Here is a 21,928-nt window from a genome sequence, read left to right as displayed (position 1 = left end):
AACACCAATGAGCACAGGTTTTTTCGGCGATATCGCCAAGATCAAATATGAAGGCCCCGACAGCACCAATCCGCTGGCCTTCCGTCATTACAATCCGGACGAGATCGTCATGGGCAAGCGCATGGAAGATCATCTGCGCTTTGCGGTTGCCTATTGGCACACCTTCGTCTGGCCCGGCGGCGACCCCTTCGGCGGCCAGACATTCGAGCGGCCGTGGTTTGAAGACAGCATGCAGGCAGCCAAGCTGAAGGCCGATGTCGCCTTCGAATTCTTCACGCTGCTCGGCACGCCCTTCTATTGCTTCCATGATGCCGACGTGCGTCCGGAGGGCAAGAATTTTGCCGAGAACACCAGGAACCTCAACGAGATTGTCGATTACTTCGCCAAAAAGCAGTCCGACACCGGCGTCAAGCTGCTGTGGGGTACGGCAAACCTGTTCTCCCACCGCCGCTATATGTCGGGTGCCGCCACCAATCCGGATCCTGATGTTTTTGCCTTTGCTGCGGCAACCGTAAAGACCTGCCTCGATGCGACGCTGAAGCTCGGCGGTGAGAACTATGTGCTTTGGGGCGGCCGCGAGGGCTATGAGACCCTGCTCAACACCAATGTGAAGCAGGAACTCGATCAGCTCGGCCGCTTCGTCAACATGGTCGTCGAATACAAGCACAAGATCGGCTTCAAGGGTGCCATCCTGATCGAGCCGAAGCCGCAGGAGCCGACCAAGCATCAGTACGATTACGACGTTGCGACGGTCTACGGCTTCCTCAAGACCTACGGCCTTGAAAACGAGGTCAAGGTCAACATCGAGCAGGGCCATGCGATCCTCGCCGGCCATTCGTTCGAGCATGAACTGGCGCTTGCCAATGCGTTCGGCATCTTCGGTTCGATCGATATGAACCGAAACGATTACCAGTCCGGCTGGGATACCGACCAGTTCCCCAACAACGTTCCGGAAATGGCGCTGGCCTATTATCAGGTTCTCTCTGGCGGTGGTTTCAAGACCGGCGGCACCAATTTCGATTCGAAGCTGCGCCGCCAGTCGATCGATCCGGCAGACCTCTTGATCGGCCATATCGGCGGCATGGATTGCTGCGCCCGGGGCCTGCGGGCTGCGGCCAAGATGGTCGAGGACAAGGCACTCTCCGGCCCGCTCGACGCACGCTACGCCGGTTGGCAATCGGCCGAGGGCCAGAAGCGCCTGACCAGCATGTCGCTGGAAGAGATCGCGGCCTATGTTGAAAAGACCGACCTCAACCCGCAGCCGAGGTCGGGCAAGCAGGAACTGCTGGAAAACGTTGTCAACCGCTACGTCTAAGCGGGTTTGCTTAGCAGATCGATTGTCAATCAAGGGGCACCGGTGGTGCCCCTTTTTGCGGAAAAGGGTGGCGTTGACACTTCAGGCAAGTTCGGTCAGTTTGTCGCAACTTTGAGAAAAACGACGGAAAAACAGTATTTTATCAATAGATTTCGCTACGCCATCGGCCTTATCCGCAAGACATTCTTAACTATGCGGACCTAGTTCTGAACGCACGCTTTGAACCATCTGCCGGCATGATGCCGATCGCGCAGCGCGCATGCCTTTCCCTGTTTCGATTTAGGATGCTCCAGTATGTCTGCGCCCGTTTCCACGACCAAACACTTGAATGAACGCCTCGATTTCGTCGGGCTTGTCGGCGAAGAGCGCGCTGCCCTCGTGCGGGCAAGGCCTACCATTTCCGCCTCCCTCGATGGAGCGCTCGACAAGTTCTATGCAAAGGCCACCACCACCCCGGAAACGGCGAAGTTCTTTGCCAGCGAAGCGCATGTCAAAAGCGCCAAGACCCGGCAGGTCCGCCATTGGGACCAGATCGCCTCAGGTGAATTCGACGAGAAATATGTCGATGCGGTGACCGCGATCGGCAAGACGCATGCGCGCCTCGGGCTGGAGCCGCGCTGGTACATCGGCGGCTACGCGCTGATCATGGAATCGATCATCAAGGCGGTTGTCGAAAAGCACCTTGACGGTTTCCTCTACAAGAAGAAGGCCAAGGATATCACCATCGAGGTGACGGCCATCATGAAGGCGGCGTTCGTCGACATGGACTATGCCATCTCGGTCTATCTGGATGCGTTGCAGGAGCAGCGGGCAATCGGTGATGCCGAGCGGAAAACACTCTCGACGCAGCAGGACGAGGCGCTGTCGGCGCTTGACCGCTCGTTGACCGGGCTTGCCAATGGCGACCTGACCGCCAAGCTCAGCGCAGCTCTGGCGCCGCAGTTCGACGGCCTGAAAACCAACTTCAACTCAGCACTCGGCACGCTCGACACGGCCCTCGGCTCCATCGTTTTGGCCGCAGACGAAACGTCCGGCAATGCTGGCGAACTGGTGACCGCGGTCGATGATATGGCCCGGCGCACTGAACAGCAGGCTGCGTCGCTTGAACAGACCGCTGCAGCGCTGGAAGAAATCACCACGATTTCCAAGGAAGCGGCCATCCGTACCGAGGAAGCCCGCCGCGTCGTTGGTCATGCCACCGAGGAGGCGCATAAATCCGGCGAGGTGGTCGAGCAGGCCGTCAGCGCCATGAGCGCCATCGAGGAATCATCGCGCAGGATCACCCAGATCATCAGTGTCATCGACCAGATTTCCTTCCAGACCAATCTTCTTGCCCTGAATGCCGGTGTGGAAGCCGCACGCGCCGGCGATGCCGGTAAGGGGTTTGCCGTGGTTGCTCAGGAAGTGCGTGAACTGGCGCAGAAATCCGCCGATGCCGCCAAGGAGATCAAGGGTCTGATCGACAAGTCGTTCGAGGACGTGCTGAGAGGTGTTTCGCTGGTCAATCAGACTGGCGATGCACTGCGGACAATCGGCGAGCAGGTCACCCATATCAACGGCCATATCGATGCCATTGCCGGCTCGGCCCGCGAACAGGCGATCGGCATCACCGAGATCAACACGGCCGTCACCGGCATGGACCAGATGACCCAGCAGAACGCCGCGATGGTCGAACAGACCCACGCTGCGACCCACAATCTGATGCGCGTTAGCACGACTTTGAAGGCTCTTGCCGATCAGTTCACAGTGTCAGGTGGACGGCGTGCACCAGCGCTTGTTCGTCAACGGGGCGAGCGGCGCTACGCCTAAGCGGAATCGGATGGCGAAGCGTTCGGCCGAAAGGTTCAGCGCTTCGCCCATTTGAGCGATGGGGCCGCGACAGAGTTGCGGACCACCAGATCGGGACGAAGCAGGATTTCCGTTTCCGGCGGCTGGCCATTGGATAAAAGGTCCAGCAGCAACGCCATCGCATGTTTGCCGATCGCCGTTCGCGGTTGGCGGATGGTGGTCAGCGCTGGCGACATGAAGCTTGCCTGCGGAACATCGTCAAAACCCGTCACGGAAAAATCCCGCGGAATATCGTAGCCGCGCGCACCAAGCCCGATCATCACGCCGATTGCCGTCTGGTCGTTGACGCACATGAAGGCCGTTGGCAGCGTATCGCGCATGAACAGCTGCTCGACCGCCAGCCGTCCGCTTTCGATGGTGCCATCACCTTCAAAGACAATACGCTGATCGGCGCCGACATGGGCCGCGTCCAGTCCGGCCTCATAGCCCATCCGGCGCCGGCTATAGGCAAGCCGGGTGCGGGAATCGCCGATGAAGGCGACCTTGCGATGACCCTCGGCGATCAGCAAATCGATCACCTTGCGGGCACCCTCGGTATCATCGACGCCGACATAGGGAATGCCGCCATTGAAGACCGGCTCGAAGACGCCGACGCTGGGCGGCAGCCTTGCCGTCATCGACTGATGGCCGAATGGCAGGATGCCGGTGAACAGGATCAATCCGGCGGCCTGGTTGGAATTCAGGAATTTCAGATATTCCAGCCCGCGCTGAGCGTCGTTCTGCGTATGGCCGATCAGCACGCCATAACCGTGGGAGCGCGCCTCGTTCTCCAGTCCGACGAGAATATTGGAAAAATTCGGGTCGCCGATATCGGGTGCGACCACCAGAATCATGTTGGAACGGCCGAGCCTGAGGCTGCGCGCCATGGCGTTGGTCGTGTAACCGGTGATGGCAATCGCCTGGCTGACCTTGAGCCGTGTCGAATTGGCGACCTTCTCCGGCATATGGATGGCGCGCGACACTGTCGCGATCGACACTTCCGCGATCCGGGCGACGTCTTCAATGGTTGCCGGCGTGGAATTCGACACTGCGCTCTGCCTTGGTTTTAGTCTCGGCGGGACACTACACAGACTTCCCCTGAGGTCAAAGCCTGCTCGAAGAATTTCTCAGTTATGCCCCGATGTAAACCTTTACATGGCCTATGTAAAGGTTTACATAGCATACAAGCGGATGGGAGCCGCAGGGAGGATTACATGAATTCGCAGACCAGCGGCGCCGGTGACGGCACGGTCGTGCTGTCCGCACGGCGCATCAGCAAGTCGTTCAACGGCGTGCAGGTCCTGTTCAGCGTCGACTTCGATCTCCGTGCCGGCGAAATCCATGCTTTAATGGGTGAAAACGGCGCCGGAAAATCCACGCTCGTCAAGATCCTTTCCGGTTTTGAGCAGCCGACATCCGGCGAAATCATCCTCGATGGACATCCGGTCAAGCTGCCGCCAAACGGTGCGGCCGAAGCGCTTGGCATCGTCATCATCCATCAAGAATTCAATCTCGCCGAACATCTGACCGTCACCGAGAGCCTGTTTCTCGGTCGCGAAATAACCCGTTTCGGTGTGCTTGATCGCAAGTTCATGCGGGGCGAAACGCGGCGTGTTCTCGACCTGCTCGGTTCGCATGTCGATGAGAATGCAATGATCAGTTCGCTGTCGATCGCCGACAAGCAGATGGTCGAGATCGCCAAGGCGATCAGCCGCGATGCCCGCGTCGTGTTCATGGACGAGCCAACCGCTGTTCTCTCCCGCGAGGAAACCAATTTCCTGTTCAAGCAGGTGCGCAAGCTGCGCGACCAGGGCACAAGCTTTGTCTTCGTCTCGCACAAGCTCGATGAAGTCATGGAGCTGACCGACCGGGTAACGGTGCTTCGCGACGGCCAGTGGATCAAGACTTCGCCGACATTAATCCTCGACGGGGAATCGATCGCCCAGCTGATGGTCGGTCGCGAACTCTCGAAGCTTTATCCGGCCAAACGCGAACCCAATGTCGATGAAGAGATCGTGCTCGGCGTCGATGCCCTGTCGACCGGCTATGTCAAGGACGCGACTTTCGAGGTCCGCAAGGGCGAGATCCTCGGTTTCTCCGGCATGATCGGTTCGGGCCGCACGGAACTGATGGAGGCGATTGCCGGGTTGAGGTCGCGCGCCTCCGGCGAGGTGATTATCCGCGGCGAGACGGTTCCATCCGGCGACGTGCACGCTGCCAATCGGCGCGGCCTTGCCTATATGACCAAGGACCGCAAGTCGAAGGGGCTTCTGCTCAATTCACGCATGACCGCGAACCTGACGTTGCAGTCGCTCGAAAATCACGGCAAGCTTGGCTATCTCAGCCCCGCCAGCGAGGCGCAGGCGCTTGAGCGCGCCCGCCGCCGCTTCGATATCCGGGTGCGCGATGGCAATGTCGTGGCCGGCCGCATGTCCGGCGGCAACCAGCAGAAGCTGCTGCTGGCCAAGGTGATGGAAACCGAGCCCGAGATCATCATCATCGACGAGCCCACCCGCGGCATCGATGTCGGCACCAAGCAGCAGATCTATCATTTCATTTCGGCACTGGCGCGCGACGGCCGCTCGATCATTGTTGTTTCGTCGGAAATGCCGGAGGTGATCGGCCTTTGCACCCGCGTCGCGGTGATGCGGGAAGGGCGGATTGTCGGCATGCTGGAGGGCGATGAAATCTCCGAACAGGAGATCATGCGCTATGCGGCCGGACTGAAGAAAAAGGCTGCTGCCTGAGCCGCGCAACCGCGGGGACGGCACTGAAAAACAAACCCCAGGGATAATGGGACGGGAGGTTGAAGTGGACACGAGCGTGAATGAGGAAACCCGGGACGTGCGGCGCCGGAACTGGCGGGATATCGACCTTCGGGCCGTCGCACCGTTTGCGGCTTTGATACTGCTTCTCATCCTTGGGGCGCTCGTCAATCCGAACTTCATCGGATTGAACAACCTCGCCAATGTCGCGACACGCAGCGCCTTCATCGCCATCATCGCGATTGGTGCGACCTTCGTCATCTCCTCCGGCGACCTTGATCTGTCCGTGGGCGCGATGGTGGCCTTCGTCGCCAGTCTGATGATCCTGTTCATGAATTCCGGCGTTATCGCCGATCCCGCCCTGATGCTGACCGCAGCCGTACTGTTCGCCGTGGTCGCCGGGTCCCTGTGCGGTCTGGCGAACGGCCTGATCACCACGGTTGGCCGGATCGAGCCGTTCATTGCAACGCTGGGCACGATGGGCATCTATCGTGGCCTCACCACATGGCTGTCGCAAGGCGGCGCAATCACGTTGAAGGACCCAGCCCTTCAGGAAATATACCGTCCTGCCTATTTCGGCTCGATCCTCGGTGTCCCGGTGCCGATTGCGGTGATCCTGGCGGTGACCTGCGTTGCAGCTTTCATTCTCTATCGCACCCGCTATGGCCGGCATGTCGTTGCCGTTGGCTCGAACGCCGATGTCGCCCGCTATTCCGGCATTCCGGTTAACCGTGTCCGTACGATCGCCTTCGTCATTCAGGGCCTGTGCGTGGCGATCGCGGTTCTCCTCTACGTGCCACGCCTCGGCTCGACCTCGGCAACAACCGGCATCCTTTGGGAACTCCAGGCAATCACCGCCGTCGTCGTGGGCGGTACGGCGCTAAAGGGTGGGGCAGGGCGTGTCTGGGGCACGATCTGCGGCGCCTTCATTCTGGAACTCGTCGGCAACATCATGCTGCTTTCCAATTTCATCAGCGAATATCTGATCGGCGCCATCCAGGGCACGATCATCATTGTTGCGATGCTCGTCCAGCGCTCGTTGGTACGGAAATCGTGAAGTACCGGGTTCAGGGGGTCGCCCGGTCTCAAAGACTGCAAGACCCGCATCACTAGGGAGAGAGAAACATGCGTAAAGGACTATTGGGCGCTGCAGCCGTCGCCATGATGGCGCTGACCGGCGTGGCCCACGCACAGGAAGAAAAGAAGGTCACGATCGGCGTTTCGATTCCGGCCGCCGACCATGGCTGGACCTCGGGCGTGGTGTTCCACGCAGAGCGCGTCGCCAAGCTCTTGATGGCACAGCATCCGGGCCTCAACATCATCGTCAAGACATCGCCGGATCCGGCAAGCCAGGCCAATGCCGTGCAGGACCTTGAAACCCAGGGTATCGACGCGCTGGTCATCCTGCCGTCCGACCCGGATCCGCTGGTCAATGCTATCAAGGAAGTCAAGAGCAAGGGCACGTTCGTCGCCATCGTCGACCGTGCACCGTCGGTCAACGACAACACGGTTCGCGACCTCTATGTTGCCGGCAACAATCCGGCGCTTGGCCAGACAGCCGGCGAATACATCAAGGCAACCACGCCGGACGCCGAAGTCGTCATCATCCGCGGCCTGCCGATCCCGATTGACCAGCAGCGCCAGGACGGCTTCGACAAGGGTATCGAAGGCTCCAACGTCAAGATTCTTGATCGCCAGTTCGGCAACTGGAACCGCGACGATGCCTTCAAGGTCATGCAGGACTACCTGACCAAGTATCCGAAGATTGATGTCGTATGGTGCCAGGACGACGACATGGCTGTCGGCGTGCTGCAGGCCATCGACCAGGCCAAGCGCACCGACATTCAGTATGTCGTGGCCGGCGCCGGTTCGAAGGATATGATCAAGAAGGTCATGGACGGCGACAAGATGATCCCGGTCGATGTGCTCTATCCGCCGGCAATGGTGGGTACTGCGCTCGAAATGACCGTTGCCAACTTCTACGGCCAAGTTCCGGTTCGCGGCGTCTACACGATCGATGCAACGCTCGTCACCAAGGACAATGCCAAGGACTTCTACTTCCCCGATTCACCGTTCTGATCGGCTAGCAGACATACCGGGCGCCCGCGAAAACGGGCGCCCATTTTTATGCCTGAAACTGTCACTGTCTTCGTTTTCGGTTTTTGCGGCACGTACCTCTTGCCGCCGTGCGAAGTCCGTGATTAGGTTCCGGCGCACTGGAATTCTGGCTGTCCCCACCAGCTGCCGTTGTCGGTAAGAGGCGCCTTGCCCGCGATGAACGGCGTGTTAAAACACTTCGGAAACGTTTACGGTCGATAATCAGGGAGGAATCTGACATGAAGACCATCAAGGGCCCGGCGCTCTTCCTCGGACAATTTGCGGGTGATGCCGCCCCCTTCAACTCATGGGATTCGATCACCAAATGGGCGGCCGATTGCGGCTATATCGGCGTTCAGGTTCCAACCTGGGCCAGCCAGCTGATCGACCTGAAAAAGGCAGCTGCTTCGAAAGATTATTGCGACGAGTTTGCCGGCAAGGCGCGCGAAAACGGCATCGAGGTGACTGAGCTTTCGACCCATCTTCAGGGTCAGCTGGTCGCGGTCAATCCGGTCTATGACGAAGCCTTCGATGGTTTTGCTGCACCCGAAGTACGCGGCAATCCGAAGGCGCGCCAGGAATGGGCTGTCGAACAGGTCAAGATGGCGCTGACGGCGTCGAAGCATCTCGGCATCAAGGCGCATGCGACTTTTTCCGGCGCGCTGGCCTGGCCGTTCATGTATCCATGGCCACAGCGCCCGGCCGGTCTGGTGGAAACCGCTTTTGATGAACTGGCCCGCCGCTGGAAGCCGATCCTCGACCACGCCGAAGACTGCGGCGTCGATATCGCCTATGAGATCCATCCGGGCGAGGATCTGCATGACGGGATCACGTTCGAGATGTTCCTCGAGCGCGTCGGCAACCATCCCCGTGCCAACATGCTCTACGATCCCTCGCACTACATCCTGCAGTGCCTGGATTATCTCGACAACATCGATATTTACCACGAGCGCATCAAGATGTTCCACGTCAAGGATGCCGAGTTCAACCCGACGGGGCGCCAGGGCGTCTATGGCGGTTATCAGGGCTGGGTGAACCGGGCCGGGCGCTTCCGCTCGCCGGGTGACGGCCAGGTCGATTTTGGCGCGGTGTTCTCGAAACTGACGGCCCATGATTTTGACGGCTGGGCCGTGGTCGAATGGGAATGCGCGCTGAAGCACCCGGAAGACGGAGCGCGCGAAGGTGCCGAATTTGTCAAACACCACATCATCCGCGTCACCGAAAAAGCCTTTGACGATTTCGCCGATAGCGGAACGGACGACGCGGCCAACCGGCGCATGCTGGGGCTTTGAATTTACACCCTCCCCTTGAGGGGGAGGGTCGGCGCATAGCGCCGGGGTGGGGTGATTTCGCGAAATACAAGCGTCACCCCCACCCGCAGCTTCGCTGCGACCTCCCCCCTCAAGGGGGAGGTGGAAGTCTCCGCAAACTCAAAATCCAAGGGAGAACACGATGGCAATCGAAGGAACCACAGAGGTTCGCGAAAAACGCATCCGCCTCGGCATGGTCGGCGGCGGTTCCGGTGCGTTTATCGGCGCCGTCCACCGCATGGCCGCGCGGCTTGACGATCATTTCGTGCTGGTCGCCGGCGCGCTGTCGTCGACGCCGGAAAAGGCGAAGAATTCCGGCGCCGAACTCGGCCTTGATCCTTTGCGCAGCTATTCCGATTTCAAGGAAATGGCGATCCGCGAGGCCAAGCTGAAAAACGGCATCGAGGCGGTGGCCATCGTTACGCCGAACCATGTGCATTACGAAGCGGCCCGCGAGTTTCTCAAGCGCGGCATCCATGTAATCTGCGACAAGCCTTTGACCTCGACGCTGTCGGATGCCAAGAAGCTGAAGAAGCTGGCCGACGAGAGCGACGCCCTGTTCGTGCTGACGCACAATTACACCGGTTATCCGATGGTCCGTGAGGCCCGCGAGATGATCGAAAATGGCGATATCGGCGCTGTCCGGCTGGTGCAGATGGAGTATCCGCAGGATTGGCTGACCGAGAATATCGAACAATCCGGCCAGAAACAGGCCGCATGGCGCACCGATCCGTCGAAGTCGGGTGCTGGCGGTTCCACTGGTGATATCGGCACGCATGCCTATAATCTTGGGGCCTTCGTTTCCGGCCTTGAACTGGAAGAGCTTGCCGCTGATCTCGACAGCTTCGTCGAAGGCCGGGCGCTGGATGACAATGCTCATGTGATGATGCGCTTCAAGGCAAAGAACGGCCAGCGCGCCAAGGGCCTGCTCTGGTGCAGCCAGGTTGCCCCCGGCCATGAGAACGGTCTGATGGTCCGCGTCTATGGCACCAAAGGCGGTCTCGAATGGACGCAGAAGGACCCGAATTATCTCTGGTATACCCCGTTCGGCGAGCCGAAGCGCCTGATCACCCGCGCCGGCGCCGGCTCCGGCCCCGCCGCCGCCCGTGTTTCCCGCATCCCGTCGGGTCATCCGGAAGGCTATCTCGAAGGCTTTGCTAACATCTACACCGAAGCCGCGCGCGCCATCTTTGCCAAGCGCAAGGGCGTGGCAGTCGATCCGGCTGTCATCTATCCGACAATCGACGATGGCATGAAGGGCATGGTGTTCGTCGATGCCTGCGTGCAGTCGTCAAAACGCAATGGCGCCTGGATCAAGGTTTGATCCGTCCCACATGTTGCTGACATTCGCCTCGCCTGTAAAAGGGCGGGGTGACACGTTCTCTCGATGATTCTGCGGTTGACTTTTGGTCGTTCCGGATTACTGCAACGTTTCAGATTTCCTGACTGACGCGGAGCGGCGCTTGCTCGTTGCCGCGCAATCCGACGAGAGCGATGATGATAGAAGCAAAGAAACTGGCAGAACGCTTCCCCGGTGATTTCATTTTCGGCGTTGCGACCGCCTCCTTCCAGATCGAGGGGGCGACGAAGGCCGATGGCCGCAAGCCGTCCATCTGGGATGCGTTTTCCAACATGCCGGGCAGGGTCTATCAGGGCCACAATGGCGATATCGCCTGCGATCACTATAACCGGCTGAATGAAGACCTTGACCTGATCCAGAGCCTCGGTGTCGAGGCCTATCGTTTCTCAATCGCCTGGCCGCGCATCATTCCAGAAGGTACCGGCCCGATCAACGAGAAGGGGCTGGATTTCTACGATCGCCTCGTCGATGGCCTGAAGCAGCGTAACATCAAGGCCTTCGCGACGCTTTACCATTGGGACCTGCCGCTGGCACTGATGGGCGATGGCGGCTGGACGGCGCGAACGACGGCCTATGCCTACCAGCGCTATGCAAAGACCGTCATTGCCCGGCTGGGTGACCGGCTGGATGCGGTGGCGACCTTCAACGAGCCCTGGTGCTCCGTCTGGCTGAGCCATCTCTACGGCATCCATGCGCCGGGCGAACGCAACATGGATGCAGCGCTGCATGCACTGCATTTCACCAATCTCGCTCATGGCCTTGGCGTTGCCACCGTTCGCGAGCTGCAGCCGAACCTGCCGGTCGGCATCGTCATCAACCCGATGCATGTCTATGCCGGTAGCGATAGCGCTGAAGACAAGGCGGCGGCTGAGCGGGCCTTCGATTTCCACAACGGCGTCTTCTTCGGCCCGATCTTCAAGGGCGAATATCCGGAGAGCTTTCTCTCTGCGCTCGGCCATCGCATGCCGGCCATCGAGGATGGCGACATGGCGACGATCAGCCAGAAGACCGATTGGTGGGGCGTTAACTACTACACGCCGATGCGCGTTTCCCATGATCCGGGAGACGGCGCCGAGTTTCCGGCGACGGTCAATGCCAAGCCGGTCAGCGACGTCAAGACCGATATTGGGTGGGAGGTCTTCCCGCAGGCGCTCGGCGATCTCATCCGCACGGTCAACGACCGCTATGCTTTGCCGGATTGCTACATCACGGAAAATGGCGCGGCCTACAATATGGGCATCGAAAACGGTGTGGTCGATGACCAGCCGCGCCTCGACTATATCGCGGCTCATCTGGCCGTGACAGCCGACCTGATCAAGGAAGGCTATCCGATGAAGGGCTATTTCGCCTGGAGCCTGATGGATAATTTCGAATGGGCCGAAGGCTACAAGATGCGCTTCGGCATCGTCCATGTCGACTACGACACCCAGATCCGCACCATCAAGAAGAGCGGTCACTGGTACAAGGAACTGGCCGAGCAGTTTCCGAAGGGCAATCACAAGGCTGGGTGATGATCGCGGCGCGAGCCGCATCACCGTGAAATCGATGATGCAGCGAGGAACAGGCATCCGCCCCGCCTGGGTGGGGCGTTCAGCTTCCCAGGTGCCGCTCGCCGCGCTTCTTCGCCAGTTCCATCTGCCGCTGCCGCTGCCTGTAGCGCTGGCGGTCTTCCTCTGTGCGGCTGCCGTGGCAGTGGACGCAAGTGACGCCATGTTCGTGATGGGGTGACAGAAGGTCCTGCGGCGTCAGTGGCTGGCGGCAGGCGTGGCAGAGCGTATGCTCGCCTTCCTTCAGGCCGTGCGTCACCGAAACGCGGTCGTCGAAGACGAAGCAGGCGCCATCCCAGAGGCTTTCCTCTTCCGGCATGTCCTCCAGATATTTCAGGATGCCGCCCTTGAGGTGATAGACCTCGTCAAAGCCCTGCTCCTTCATGAAGGCTGTCGCCTTCTCGCAGCGGATGCCTCCGGTGCAGTACATGGCGATCTTCGGCTTGGCGGCCAGATCCGGGTTGTTCTTCACCCAGTCGGGGAATTCGCGAAAACTCTTGGTGTTCGGATCAATAGCACCACGGAACATGCCGATCGCCGTCTCGTAATCGTTGCGGGTGTCGATCACCAGCGTACTCGGATCGGAAATCAGCGCGTTCCAGTCCTTCGGCGCCACATAGGTGCCGACGATCTTGTTGGGGTCGATATCCTCGACGCCCATGGTGACGATTTCCTTCTTCAGCCGCGCCTTCATCCGCAGGAACGGCATCGCCGACGCCCAGCTTTCCTTGTGCTCGAGATTGGTGAATTCGAGCTGGGCGCGCAAAAAAGCGAGCACGGTACGGATGCCATCTTCCGGCCCAGCAATCGTGCCGTTGATGCCTTCATGCGCGAGCAGCAATGTGCCCTTGACGCCATTCTCATCGCAGATCGTCTGCAGCGGTTCGCGAAAGTCGGCGAAGCGCGCGAACGCGGCGAAATGATAAAGCGCCGCCACCAGAAACTGGCCTCTGTCTAACGGGCGAGGGTTTTGAAGCATGTCTGTCATGCGGCGTGAAATACAGCTTTCCGGCCGCGCACGCAATCGGGGTGTGCGGCCGGTGTCGAGGCGTCAGGCGGCTTGCGGCGTGAACACTCGCAGGCGATGGCCGTCCGGATCAGCGCAGGTGAACGTATAATCAGAAGCTGACGAGATCGGCTCCTGCAGGATCGTCACTCCTTTCCTGCGCCACTCATCATGCAGCGCATCGACGCCCTCCCGGCCGGCGACGAAGATCGGAAGCTCTTCGTCGTTGGTGTTTACGGCGGCTGGTAGTTTCTTCCTTTTCGCCAGGCCAAGCTTCAACGCATCGTTCATCAGGACGACTGCATAGGTTGGCGACAGTTCCAGTGGCAGCGCACCGAACATCGCCATGTAGAAAACGGCGCTCTCGGCCGGGCTTTCGACAGGCAGAACAAAATCGGTTTTCATGGCAGTCTCCTCTCGGTGGGTTCGGAGACTTTTTTATCCCGTCCTACTGTCAATTTATGGCAGTATGATCACATGTCCTGCGTGACATTATGAGCACGCCGCCATTCCGCCAAAAGCAGGTCACGACGGCGCGGAATGCGGATGCCTGTCACGGCCATCGTGGTGAACCGGTCGGTGCGGAAATGCCGAAAGTCACTGCGCAGTTCACACCAGGCCGCCAGCACGCGGGTTTCTTCGAAATAGGCAAGCGCGAAAGGCCAGATGCGCCGTGTCGTCGGCTGCCCGTTGACGTCGGCATAGTCGATATCGATCTTCATGCCCAGCCGGATGGCTTCGCGAATGGCAGGAAAATCGATGGTGCCTAGCCGCAGATCGCGCGTGTTGTAGACGAGCAGCGAATTGGTCTCCAGTTCGTGGCGCAGATCGGCGGGCAGCACGGCTGCAATCTTTGCCAGCGCATTGCGGGCGGCATCCTTCAATTCATCGTCGGCCCGGGCCGCCACCCAGCGCGCGCCGAGCACCAGCGCTTCGATCTCCTCTTCGCTGAGCATCATCGGCGGCATCAGGAAACCGGGCTTGAGCACATAGCCGAAGCCGGGCGCGCCCTGGATGTCGGCGCCTTGCGCCTGCAGCGTGGCGATATCGCGGTAAAGCGTGCGGATGCTGATGCCCATACGCTGCGCAAGCGCGCTGCCGCTCACCGGCCGGCGGTAGGTGCGCAAAATCTGGATAAGATCAAGAAGGCGGGTGGAGCGGGACATGGCCGATCATACTGACAGGGATTGGCAGTATCAATGCCGGGAAGGACGGCAGCGTCAGACTGCGTCCTGCCATAGAAGCTTGATCTTGCGGCTTTCTGCTTTCGGGTCGTCGCGAAAAACCGAAGCAGCAATGGTCAGCGCTTGTTCCCGCAGGATTTTCTGCCGGGTGATGACGGCCGAGAGGAGATAGGCGACGTCCTCGCTCTTGCTGAAAAGCTGCGGCTGTTCGTCGACCAGGGAAGCGAGCAGTGCCAGATCGTTGTGATGACCCAGCAGATCGACAACCTTCGTCACCTCGATCCGCTTTGCATGCATTGCCGACGGCCAGAGCCGCTGTAACATGTCCAGATAAAAACGGTAGTCCTGGCTGCGTTTGCGCAGCTCATGAAACAGATGTGCGTCGGTGGTATCCGTGCAGGCCTGCCGCGCTACCACTGCTCTCTCCAGTGCCTTGCGCCAACCCTTGGCGATGCGTTTGGCGCCCTTTTTGCCGCCATCATGAAAGGTGATGCGGGAGAGCGAATCCAGCGCCCGGCCACAGGTTGAGAGCGCCGCCGCCACGCTTTCTTCGAGTTGGTTCCCGTCTGCCGCCCGCTCGTCGCACCGGGCAGTCAGCACCTTGCCGATCCGTTTCAGCGCGGCGCGTTCGTCGGTGTTTTCAGCATGATCGAGTAGATACCTGCTGACCTCCACAAGAGCAGTCGCGTCGCGAGAGGTCGAGAGCGTCCGTGCCATGTTGCGGATGCGGGTATTTTCAGAGCGCCGGAAAGCCGGGATGTCGGCGGCGGCGAGGCGATAGAGGGAGCGCAGCCTCTTGAAATTCTTGCGGGCATCGTGGATCGCCTCCGGCAGCCCCTGCGGACGGTCGGTCAGCGCTGCGATGGCAAGTGTCAGTTGCTCGGTTCCAACCGCCTTGAATTCCGCCGTGAAGTGTTCAGAAGGGCGAATACGATAGCTCATGATCTGCCTTGGATACCAACGGATTGGTTGAGAGATACTGGTTCGAGTAACGTGGGTCTCCAGTAACCTCGGCGCCCAGCCAGCCGGGCAGGCCGGGGGTGTCGCCCTCGGAGTCGAGCTCCACTTCGGCGACGACAAGGCCTTCATGCGCGCCGCCGTAGACATCGACCTCCCAGAGGAAACCGTGATGCTTGACCTCGTAGCGGGTCTTTTCGATGATGAGGCCGATGGTCTTCGACATCATGTCCCTGGCGTCCTCCACCGGGATTTCGTACTCGAATTCATCGCGGGTCATCGAACCGGTGCCGATCTTGATCGTCAGTTTCGCCCGCTTGTCGTTCATCAGCCGCACACGTGCGGAACGGTCGTCCATGGTGACGATATAGGCCTGCAGAAAGCGCGTGCCGCCGTCTGCAGCATTGCGCCAGCCGTCGGACGCCACCAGAAACTTGCGCTCTATTTCCTTGGCCATTGATAAGCCTGCCATTTTTGCCGCCGCCACAATCCCAGACTATAGGATTGTGATGTGAGGACAAGCAAGCACTTCGGGCTACCTGGGCTTTCGCCGCGCGCTGAAGGGAGCCCCCGTCAACCGTGCGTCACCATGTCCGAATAGGCTTAGCGGGTCCCGTTTGGTATCGACAAAAGCCAATGGGAAGAGTATTCGAACCTCACTTCAATCGTTTTAAAAGGGCTGTCCGGCATGAGCGAGAAAACCGATAGACTTCTTTCCGTCCTGAAATTGCAGCCGGTGGTTCCGGTGCTGATCATCGATGATCTCGCGACCGCCGTACCTTTGGCGCGTGCCCTGGTTGCCGGTGGCTTGAAGGCGATCGAGATCACCCTGCGCACCACCGCCGCTCTTGAAGCCATCCGGGCAGTTGCCAACGAAGTCGAAGGAGCCGTTGCCGGTGCCGGAACCATCCTCAATGCCGCTCAATATGAGGCGGCTGTCGAGGCGGGCTCAAAGTTCATCGTCAGCCCCGGCACGACGCAGGAACTGATCGACGCTGCCAATGATTCCGAAGTTCCGCTTCTGCCGGGTGCCGCAACCGCCAGCGAAGTTATGGGCCTGCGCGAAGAAGGCTACAAGGTGATGAAGTTCTTCCCGGCCGAACAGGCGGGTGGCGCTGCCTACCTGAAGTCGCTGTCTTCGCCGCTTGCCGGCACGCTGTTTTGCCCGACCGGCGGCATTTCGCTGTCGAATGCCAGGGATTACCTGTCGTTGCCCAACGTCGTTTGCGTCGGCGGCTCCTGGGTGGCGCCTAAGGAACTGGTTGCCAGGGGCGACTGGGCGGGCATTACCAAGCTTGCTGCCGAAGCGTTCGCGCTGCGCGGCTGATCGCCTCTTTCGCATCCGGGCCGGGCGGTGTTTTTCTCCATGCACGGCCCTGAAACGGTGTGCGGCGTTCTTTCCACCCTGCGTCAAGGCGGGGTGGAATACGACCTTTTTGGTTGATGGGCAGAAGAGGTACTCGGCCTCTGCCCACCGCGGCGATGCTTTTCTGACATCAAGGGCCGGCGAGCACGATGAGGTGACCGGAAACGGTTTGCCCAGCGGTAAAGCCAATTTCGCTCGGTCACGTAGAAAACTTGCGAAAATATAGCGCTGAGTTCAAATCGACGCAGAACCATCGCTGGCATGATTCCGCTTCCCACATTCGGTGATTGCGGCATATTTGCTTGGCCCTTTCATTTGTATTCCTGCCGTTGCATTCCTATGTCTCTATCCGACCGAAACCGGCCTCAAGGGAGTGGACCGAATGTTTGATGCGAAGAAATTACTGGATCAGTTGTTGGGTTCGCAAATCCCCGGTGCTGGCGGTACGGTGCGCGATCGCGCCGGACAGGCGACGCAGCTGGCCAAGGACAATCCGCTGGCCGCCGGGGCCATCGCCGCCGTCCTGCTCGGCACCGGTACCGGCCGCCAAGTCGCGGGTTCGGCTCTGAAGCTCGGCGGTCTCGCCGCCATCGCCGGCCTTGGTTATCAGGCCTACAAGAATTACCAGGCGGGCAAGGAGCCGGTCGTGCAGCCGGGAGCGCAGGCGCAGCCTGAACTCCTGCCGCCGCCGGCCGATTCCGGTTTCAGCACCGAGCCTGCCGTTCTACGCAACGATTTCGTGCTGGTGCTTGTCCGCGCCATGATCGCCGCTGCCCGCGCCGATGGCCATATCGACGATGTCGAGCGCGCCCGCATCATGGACAAGGTCAAGGTCTCCGGCCTCGATTCGGAAGCCGAACAGTTCCTGCACGAGGAGTTGAGCAAGCCCGTCGATCTCGATGCCATGGTCGCAGCAGCCGTCACCGAGGAAGAACGCGTCGAGCTCTATACCGCCTCGCGTCTGGCGATCGACGCCGATAGCCGTGCTGAGCGCGGTTATCTCGATCAGCTGGCCGGGCGTCTCGGCCTTGCCGATGCGCTGATCGATCATATCGAGGCGACGGTCTCTTCGGCCAAGACCCCGGTGATCGAGGCGCAGGCAAACCCGCCGCAGACCTCGGAGCCGCAGACCGGCCAACCGCCGGTCAAGTCGCCGTGGTGATCAATCCATCATCACTTTGCATTTGTGCGGATGCCTGAGCTGTCCTATGCCAGCGTCAAGGCCTTTGTCGTGGCCGGCGCGGTTGTCTCCGTGCCGGTCCAGAGGCTGATGGTATGGTTTCTCCTGGAGTGTGCAGATGCGTGATTTGACCCATTGGACTGGCTGCCCCGCCCCAAAGCCGGTGGCTCTGGAAGGCCGTTATGTCCGGATCGTTCCCTATGATCGCGCCATGCATCTGGAAGCGCTCTGGCGGGCCTTCGGCGGGTTGGAGATCAATGCTCGCCTGCAGTATTTCGCTCAGGATGATTTTCGCAGCATCGAGGATTTCGATGCCTGGCTGACGGGCGTGCAGAAGGGCGGTTGGGTCACGGAGGTGTTCTACGACAAGGCCAGCGGCGATGTGGTCGGCATGGCCAATTACATGCGGCCGGATCCCGCCAATGGCGTGGTCGAGGTTGGTGGTGTCGCCCATTCCTTCTCGATGGCCCGCTCGCCGCTTTCCACCGAAGTGCATTATATGATGGCAAAGCACGCCTTTGAGGATCTGGGCTATCGGCGCTACGAGTGGAAATGCGACAACCGCAACGAAGCCAGCAAGAAAACAGCGAACCGGCTCGGCTTCAGCTTTGAAGGCGTCTTCCGCCAGCATATGCTGTCCAAGCGCGCCAATCGCGATACGGCCTGGTTCTCGATCATCGACGGCGAATGGCCGTTGCTCAATGCCGCTTTCGAAGCCTGGCTGTCGCCGGAGAATTTTTCCGGTGACGGTACACAGAAGCGCAAGCTTGAAGATATCCGCGCCGAACTGGCGCAAAAGGAGACCGCATGAACACCACGGAAAAGAAGGAACGCTCGCCGGCGATTGCCGCGGCAGTCATTCTGGTTGTCGTCGGGCTGGGGTTCTTCGTCCTGCCGAAAATCATGCTCTGGCTCGGCACATATTCGCCTTGGCTGGCCGCGGCCTTCGGCGCGGTTTTCGTGCTCGGCTTCTTCCTGATCTTCTGGCTGCGAGCCCGCTACCAGCGTGGTCGCGGGCTATAAGGGTTTAGCCCTGCAGCGACGCCCCGAGTAGCACAATGCCCAGCACCAGCACCAGCAATGCGCCGGAAATTTCGATGCCGTTGCTGATGCGCATGGCCGATGATCCGCTGGATGCGTAGCGCACGGCCAGGTCCTTGGCGGTCACGGCCAGTGTCGCCAGCACCGAGACGGTGATCGCAGTGCCAATCGACATGGCAAAAACCGAGAGCACGCCGCCGAGGTAAAGGCCGTTCAGCAGCGCGAAGCTCAGCACGATCAACGCGCCGGAGCAGGGGCGCAGGCCCACCGCAATGATTGCCGACCAGGCTTCACGCAAAGCGAACCGGTCGCCCTTGAGCATCGAAGGATCGGGCGCATGTGCGTGGCCGCAGGTGTCGCAGACCTCGCCGGGCCCATGGCTATGGCCGTGATCGTGAGAATGGTCGTGATGTGCGTGGCTATGGTCGTGTGTATGGCCGTGGTCATGCGCTGTCGCCGGAGCCAGGCGCCGCGCCCACATGCCCCGTAATTTGCGAAACAGCAGCCAGCCGCCGAAAGCGGCGATCAGTGCGTAGCTGATCACTTCGAGGAAATGTGTCGCCTGAGTCATCGAGATCGACGATCCGCGCAGGACCAGATAGGCGGCGCCGACGAGGAGTATGGCAACGCCGCCCTGCATCATGGATGACAGGAACGACAGGAGAACGCCGCGCTTCAGTTCAGTCTCGTTGGCGATCATATAGGAGGAAATGACCGCCTTGCCGTGGCCGGGGCCGGCGGCGTGGAAGACGCCATAGGCAAACGACAGCCCGATCAGCGACCAGAGGTGCCACGGGTCGTCCCGCATGGCTTTGATCGCTTCGGTCAGCGTATGGTAGAAGCGCTGCTGCTCCATGTTTATCCAGGCGAAGAATCCACCGAAGATGCCGGTCGTATTGAAGGATGGCTCGGCGGTGCCGATACCGAGTGGCGACTGTGCATAGGCGACGCTGATGGAGGCGGCCGCCAAGACCAGCGCCAGGCCGATCAAACGGGCAGGACGGACGGCCCTCAGCATTTGAACTCGATCCGTGTGGCAAACATCTTCGACATGTCGGTTCCGGTCGGGTCGTTGAAGAAGGCGTCGGTCAGGCTCGCCTGGTTCTGGGCAAGAACTTCATCCGGGTCAGGGCGAACCACCTTGTGTTCGCAGGCATTCAGCTGGTCGCCGACCGCGACAAGGTCGCCGTCCGTCGGAAAGTCCATCGCCGTGTACATTGTTGGGTCATAGACCCCGAACGACATATTGCCCTTGAGTGGGATCGCTTCGGCAGGCTTGACGGCGAACATCAAAAGCAGCTGGCCGTCCTTGTAATCGGCGGTGATCTCGTTCGGCTTGTTGACCTTGATGGTTTTGCCGTTGTCGGTGATCGTCGTGTAATAATTGTACTCTGCGAGCGAATCGAGAACGGTCTGGCCGACCTCCTGCAATTCGTCGGGATCGAGCTGCGCATTGGAATTCTTGTCGAAATCCATCACCACGCTGGCGGAAAACAGCTCGTCGAAACGCCAGACATTGCGCAGTTCGGTAATCTGGTTGGTGCTGTCGGCGACGATCTCAAGCCGCGCCTCGGCGAAGATGTGCGGATGGGCGAGTGCAGCGCAGGGCGCAAGCACGGCCGCTGCCGTCAGGAACAGGGGCGATCGTTTCATGCTGTCATGATTCCTTTGGCTGTTCGGGCGCAACGCCAGCACTCTTGCAATGTATGTCAAATGGGACGGAATTGGGACTTTTGGCCCATTGTGGCCGCGTCAATTTTCCGCGTTCTTGCGAAACCACTGGTGCAGGAAGTCGACGAACGTGCGCACTTTGGTCGGGAGATAGCGCCGGTGCGGATAGATCGCGTAGATGCCGCGATCCTTCGGTATATAGTCTTCGAAAATGGAAACCAGCGTGCCGGCGGTGATCTTCGGCCGGGCGATGAAATCGGGAACGCCGGCAATCCCCATGCCGGATTCAGCCGCGCGCACGGCTGCAAGCGGGCTGTTGACTTCGATGGGGCCGCCAACCGGAACGCTGAAGCCTGTGCCGTCCGGTTCGGTGAAGCGCCAGTTGCTGTAGGACCGGCCGTTGGTATCGATGATGCAGGGGTGGCGCGACAATTCGGATGGATGATTAATCGGTCCGAACTCTTCAAGAAACGCGGGTGTCGCGCAGTACAGAACCTGGAAATCATCGAGCTTTCGGGCGATCAGGGTTGAATCCTCTAGCTTGGTGATGCGGATCGCCACGTCAAAACCTTCCTCGACCAGATCGACGAAACGGTCGTCCGAGATGATTTCCAGTGACAGTTCCGGATGCGCCTTGCCGAAATCGATCAGCGACTGGCCGATCTCCGCATCGACGAAGGTGCGCGGCGCGGAAATCCGCAGGCGGCCCTTGAGATCGGAATTGCTGGCGCGCACCAGGTCGGCGAGGTTGTCGATCTCCTTGAGAATCTCCGATGCCGTGCGGTAATAGGTGTGGCCCGCCTCCGTGAGCGAAAATTGCCGGGTCGTGCGGTTCAATAGAAGGGCGCCGAGCTCATCTTCCAGCTCCCGCACATACTTCGACAGTAGCGCCTTTGAGCGTCCGACGCGCCGTGCTGCTGCCGAAAACCCCTCGGCATCGACGACATCGATGAAGGCGCGAATGCGGGTCAGTGTATCCATCGGGCTGCTGTTCCTGCCTGTTGGGCTGCCGCCCCGTTTCTGATTCGCTATTTTCGTCGCGGCAACGATAAACCGGAGTTGCCGGCGTCCGAAAGACTGCGGGCGACGTTAACATTTGGCATTCCGGAAAAACCGGAAGCTGTTTTGCAAAAGTGGCTATAAAACAAGGCCTTGGTTTTCACAGGAAGTGTACGGCGATTGTTTAGCGCTTGTGAACATCTTAACGGGCTTTGTTCCGAATAAAAAATCAACAGCCAATTTGAAAAAGGTCTTGATTACGACAAGGTTTTTTCTTATCTCCGCTGCAGCCCAAAGTCGCAC

The 21,928-nt window shown here is 59.9% G+C and carries 21 protein-coding genes; 12 read left to right on the top strand and 9 right to left on the bottom strand.

What is annotated here, in order from left to right; translation table 11 throughout:
• Positions 1 to 7 precede the first annotated feature (7 nt).
• Positions 8 to 1,315 carry a xylose isomerase gene (gene xylA / locus ACP7E0_RS19965; RefSeq protein ID WP_113246568.1) on the top strand — a complete coding sequence of 436 codons (1,308 nt, stop codon included), beginning with the start codon at positions 8 to 10 and terminating at the stop codon, positions 1,313 to 1,315.
• Positions 1,316 to 1,609: 294 nt separating this feature from the next.
• Positions 1,610 to 3,124 (top strand): methyl-accepting chemotaxis protein, encoded by a 1,515-nt coding sequence (locus ACP7E0_RS19960; protein WP_426127164.1) that lies wholly within the window; start codon positions 1,610 to 1,612, stop codon positions 3,122 to 3,124.
• A gap of 35 nt (positions 3,125 to 3,159) precedes the next feature.
• Here ACP7E0_RS19960 and ACP7E0_RS19955 read toward each other — a convergent pair whose 3' ends face one another.
• On the bottom strand, positions 3,160 to 4,191 hold the full coding sequence (locus ACP7E0_RS19955) for a LacI family DNA-binding transcriptional regulator (protein WP_426127163.1): 1,032 nt from the start codon (positions 4,189 to 4,191) through the stop codon (positions 3,160 to 3,162).
• A gap of 165 nt (positions 4,192 to 4,356) precedes the next feature.
• Between ACP7E0_RS19955 and ACP7E0_RS19950 the strand changes: the two genes are divergently transcribed.
• The 6 genes from ACP7E0_RS19950 to ACP7E0_RS19925 all read left to right on the top strand — a co-directional run bounded on the left by ACP7E0_RS19950 (position 4,357) and on the right by ACP7E0_RS19925 (position 12,185).
• On the top strand, positions 4,357 to 5,889 hold the full coding sequence (locus tag ACP7E0_RS19950; protein ID WP_426127161.1) for a sugar ABC transporter ATP-binding protein: 1,533 nt from the start codon (positions 4,357 to 4,359) through the stop codon (positions 5,887 to 5,889).
• A gap of 46 nt (positions 5,890 to 5,935) precedes the next feature.
• On the top strand, positions 5,936 to 6,964 hold the full coding sequence (locus tag ACP7E0_RS19945; protein WP_426127159.1) for an ABC transporter permease: 1,029 nt from the start codon (positions 5,936 to 5,938) through the stop codon (positions 6,962 to 6,964).
• Between the two features lie 68 nt (positions 6,965 to 7,032).
• Positions 7,033 to 7,986: a substrate-binding domain-containing protein gene (locus ACP7E0_RS19940; RefSeq protein WP_426127157.1), complete on the top strand. Its 954-nt coding sequence runs from the start codon at positions 7,033 to 7,035 to the stop codon at positions 7,984 to 7,986.
• A gap of 257 nt (positions 7,987 to 8,243) precedes the next feature.
• Positions 8,244 to 9,296 (top strand): sugar phosphate isomerase/epimerase family protein, encoded by a 1,053-nt coding sequence (locus tag ACP7E0_RS19935; protein ID WP_426127155.1) that lies wholly within the window; start codon positions 8,244 to 8,246, stop codon positions 9,294 to 9,296.
• Between the two features lie 160 nt (positions 9,297 to 9,456).
• Positions 9,457 to 10,638: a Gfo/Idh/MocA family protein gene (locus ACP7E0_RS19930; RefSeq protein ID WP_426127153.1), complete on the top strand. Its 1,182-nt coding sequence runs from the start codon at positions 9,457 to 9,459 to the stop codon at positions 10,636 to 10,638.
• A 170-nt stretch (positions 10,639 to 10,808) separates the two neighbouring features.
• Positions 10,809 to 12,185, top strand: a complete 1,377-nt coding sequence (locus ACP7E0_RS19925) for a GH1 family beta-glucosidase (RefSeq protein ID WP_426127151.1) — start codon at positions 10,809 to 10,811, stop codon at positions 12,183 to 12,185.
• Positions 12,186 to 12,264: 79 nt separating this feature from the next.
• Here the strand turns inward: ACP7E0_RS19925 and ACP7E0_RS19920 are convergent, their stop codons facing one another.
• The 5 genes from ACP7E0_RS19920 to ACP7E0_RS19900 form a co-directional block, all read right to left on the bottom strand.
• On the bottom strand, positions 12,265 to 13,209 hold the full coding sequence (locus ACP7E0_RS19920) for a rhodanese-related sulfurtransferase (RefSeq protein ID WP_426127149.1): 945 nt from the start codon (positions 13,207 to 13,209) through the stop codon (positions 12,265 to 12,267).
• Positions 13,210 to 13,272: 63 nt separating this feature from the next.
• Positions 13,273 to 13,632, bottom strand: coding sequence for a VOC family protein (locus ACP7E0_RS19915; RefSeq protein ID WP_426127147.1), 360 nt, complete (start codon positions 13,630 to 13,632; stop codon positions 13,273 to 13,275).
• 68 nt (positions 13,633 to 13,700) lie between these two features.
• Positions 13,701 to 14,393, bottom strand: a complete 693-nt coding sequence (locus tag ACP7E0_RS19910) for a helix-turn-helix transcriptional regulator (RefSeq protein ID WP_426127145.1) — start codon at positions 14,391 to 14,393, stop codon at positions 13,701 to 13,703.
• A gap of 54 nt (positions 14,394 to 14,447) precedes the next feature.
• A complete protein-coding gene (locus ACP7E0_RS19905) occupies positions 14,448 to 15,353 on the bottom strand; it encodes a CHAD domain-containing protein (RefSeq protein WP_426127143.1) in 906 nt (301 codons plus the stop codon).
• Positions 15,328 to 15,825 carry a CYTH domain-containing protein gene (locus tag ACP7E0_RS19900; RefSeq protein WP_426127338.1) on the bottom strand — a complete coding sequence of 166 codons (498 nt, stop codon included), beginning with the start codon at positions 15,823 to 15,825 and terminating at the stop codon, positions 15,328 to 15,330. Before ACP7E0_RS19900 ends, ACP7E0_RS19905 begins: the two co-directional genes overlap by 26 nt.
• Before the next feature lie 231 nt (positions 15,826 to 16,056).
• On the opposite strand from ACP7E0_RS19900, the gene ACP7E0_RS19895 reads away from it, so the two are divergent.
• From ACP7E0_RS19895 to ACP7E0_RS19880, 4 genes are all read left to right on the top strand, one after another.
• The gene (locus ACP7E0_RS19895) at positions 16,057 to 16,695 is read left to right on the top strand and encodes a 2-dehydro-3-deoxy-phosphogluconate aldolase (RefSeq protein ID WP_426127141.1); all 639 of its coding nucleotides are present in this window, start codon (positions 16,057 to 16,059) and stop codon (positions 16,693 to 16,695) included.
• 421 nt (positions 16,696 to 17,116) lie between these two features.
• Complete coding sequence (locus tag ACP7E0_RS19890) at positions 17,117 to 17,896, top strand: tellurite resistance TerB family protein (RefSeq protein WP_426127139.1); 780 nt, start codon at positions 17,117 to 17,119, stop codon at positions 17,894 to 17,896.
• A 136-nt stretch (positions 17,897 to 18,032) separates the two neighbouring features.
• The gene (locus ACP7E0_RS19885) at positions 18,033 to 18,725 is read left to right on the top strand and encodes a GNAT family N-acetyltransferase (RefSeq protein ID WP_426127137.1); all 693 of its coding nucleotides are present in this window, start codon (positions 18,033 to 18,035) and stop codon (positions 18,723 to 18,725) included.
• On the top strand, positions 18,722 to 18,937 hold the full coding sequence (locus ACP7E0_RS19880; RefSeq protein WP_426127135.1) for a hypothetical protein: 216 nt from the start codon (positions 18,722 to 18,724) through the stop codon (positions 18,935 to 18,937). The genes ACP7E0_RS19885 and ACP7E0_RS19880 overlap by 4 nt, the downstream gene beginning before the upstream one ends.
• Before the next feature lie 4 nt (positions 18,938 to 18,941).
• Here the strand turns inward: ACP7E0_RS19880 and ACP7E0_RS19875 are convergent, their stop codons facing one another.
• The 3 genes from ACP7E0_RS19875 to ACP7E0_RS19865 form a co-directional block, all read right to left on the bottom strand.
• Entirely contained in the window at positions 18,942 to 19,973 is a 1,032-nt protein-coding gene (locus ACP7E0_RS19875) for a nickel/cobalt transporter (RefSeq protein WP_426127133.1), read from the bottom strand.
• Positions 19,967 to 20,608, bottom strand: coding sequence for a DUF1007 family protein (locus ACP7E0_RS19870; RefSeq protein ID WP_426127132.1), 642 nt, complete (start codon positions 20,606 to 20,608; stop codon positions 19,967 to 19,969). Before ACP7E0_RS19870 ends, ACP7E0_RS19875 begins: the two co-directional genes overlap by 7 nt.
• A gap of 99 nt (positions 20,609 to 20,707) precedes the next feature.
• Positions 20,708 to 21,607, bottom strand: coding sequence for a LysR family transcriptional regulator (locus ACP7E0_RS19865; RefSeq protein ID WP_426127130.1), 900 nt, complete (start codon positions 21,605 to 21,607; stop codon positions 20,708 to 20,710).
• Between the last annotated feature and the right edge of the window lie 321 nt (positions 21,608 to 21,928).

Origin of the sequence: Pararhizobium sp. PWRC1-1 (assembly GCF_049897905.1) — a bacterium.
In the GTDB taxonomy this organism is placed as follows: domain Bacteria; phylum Pseudomonadota; class Alphaproteobacteria; order Rhizobiales; family Rhizobiaceae; genus Pararhizobium.
This window is presented reverse-complemented; position numbering and strand designations above follow the sequence as displayed.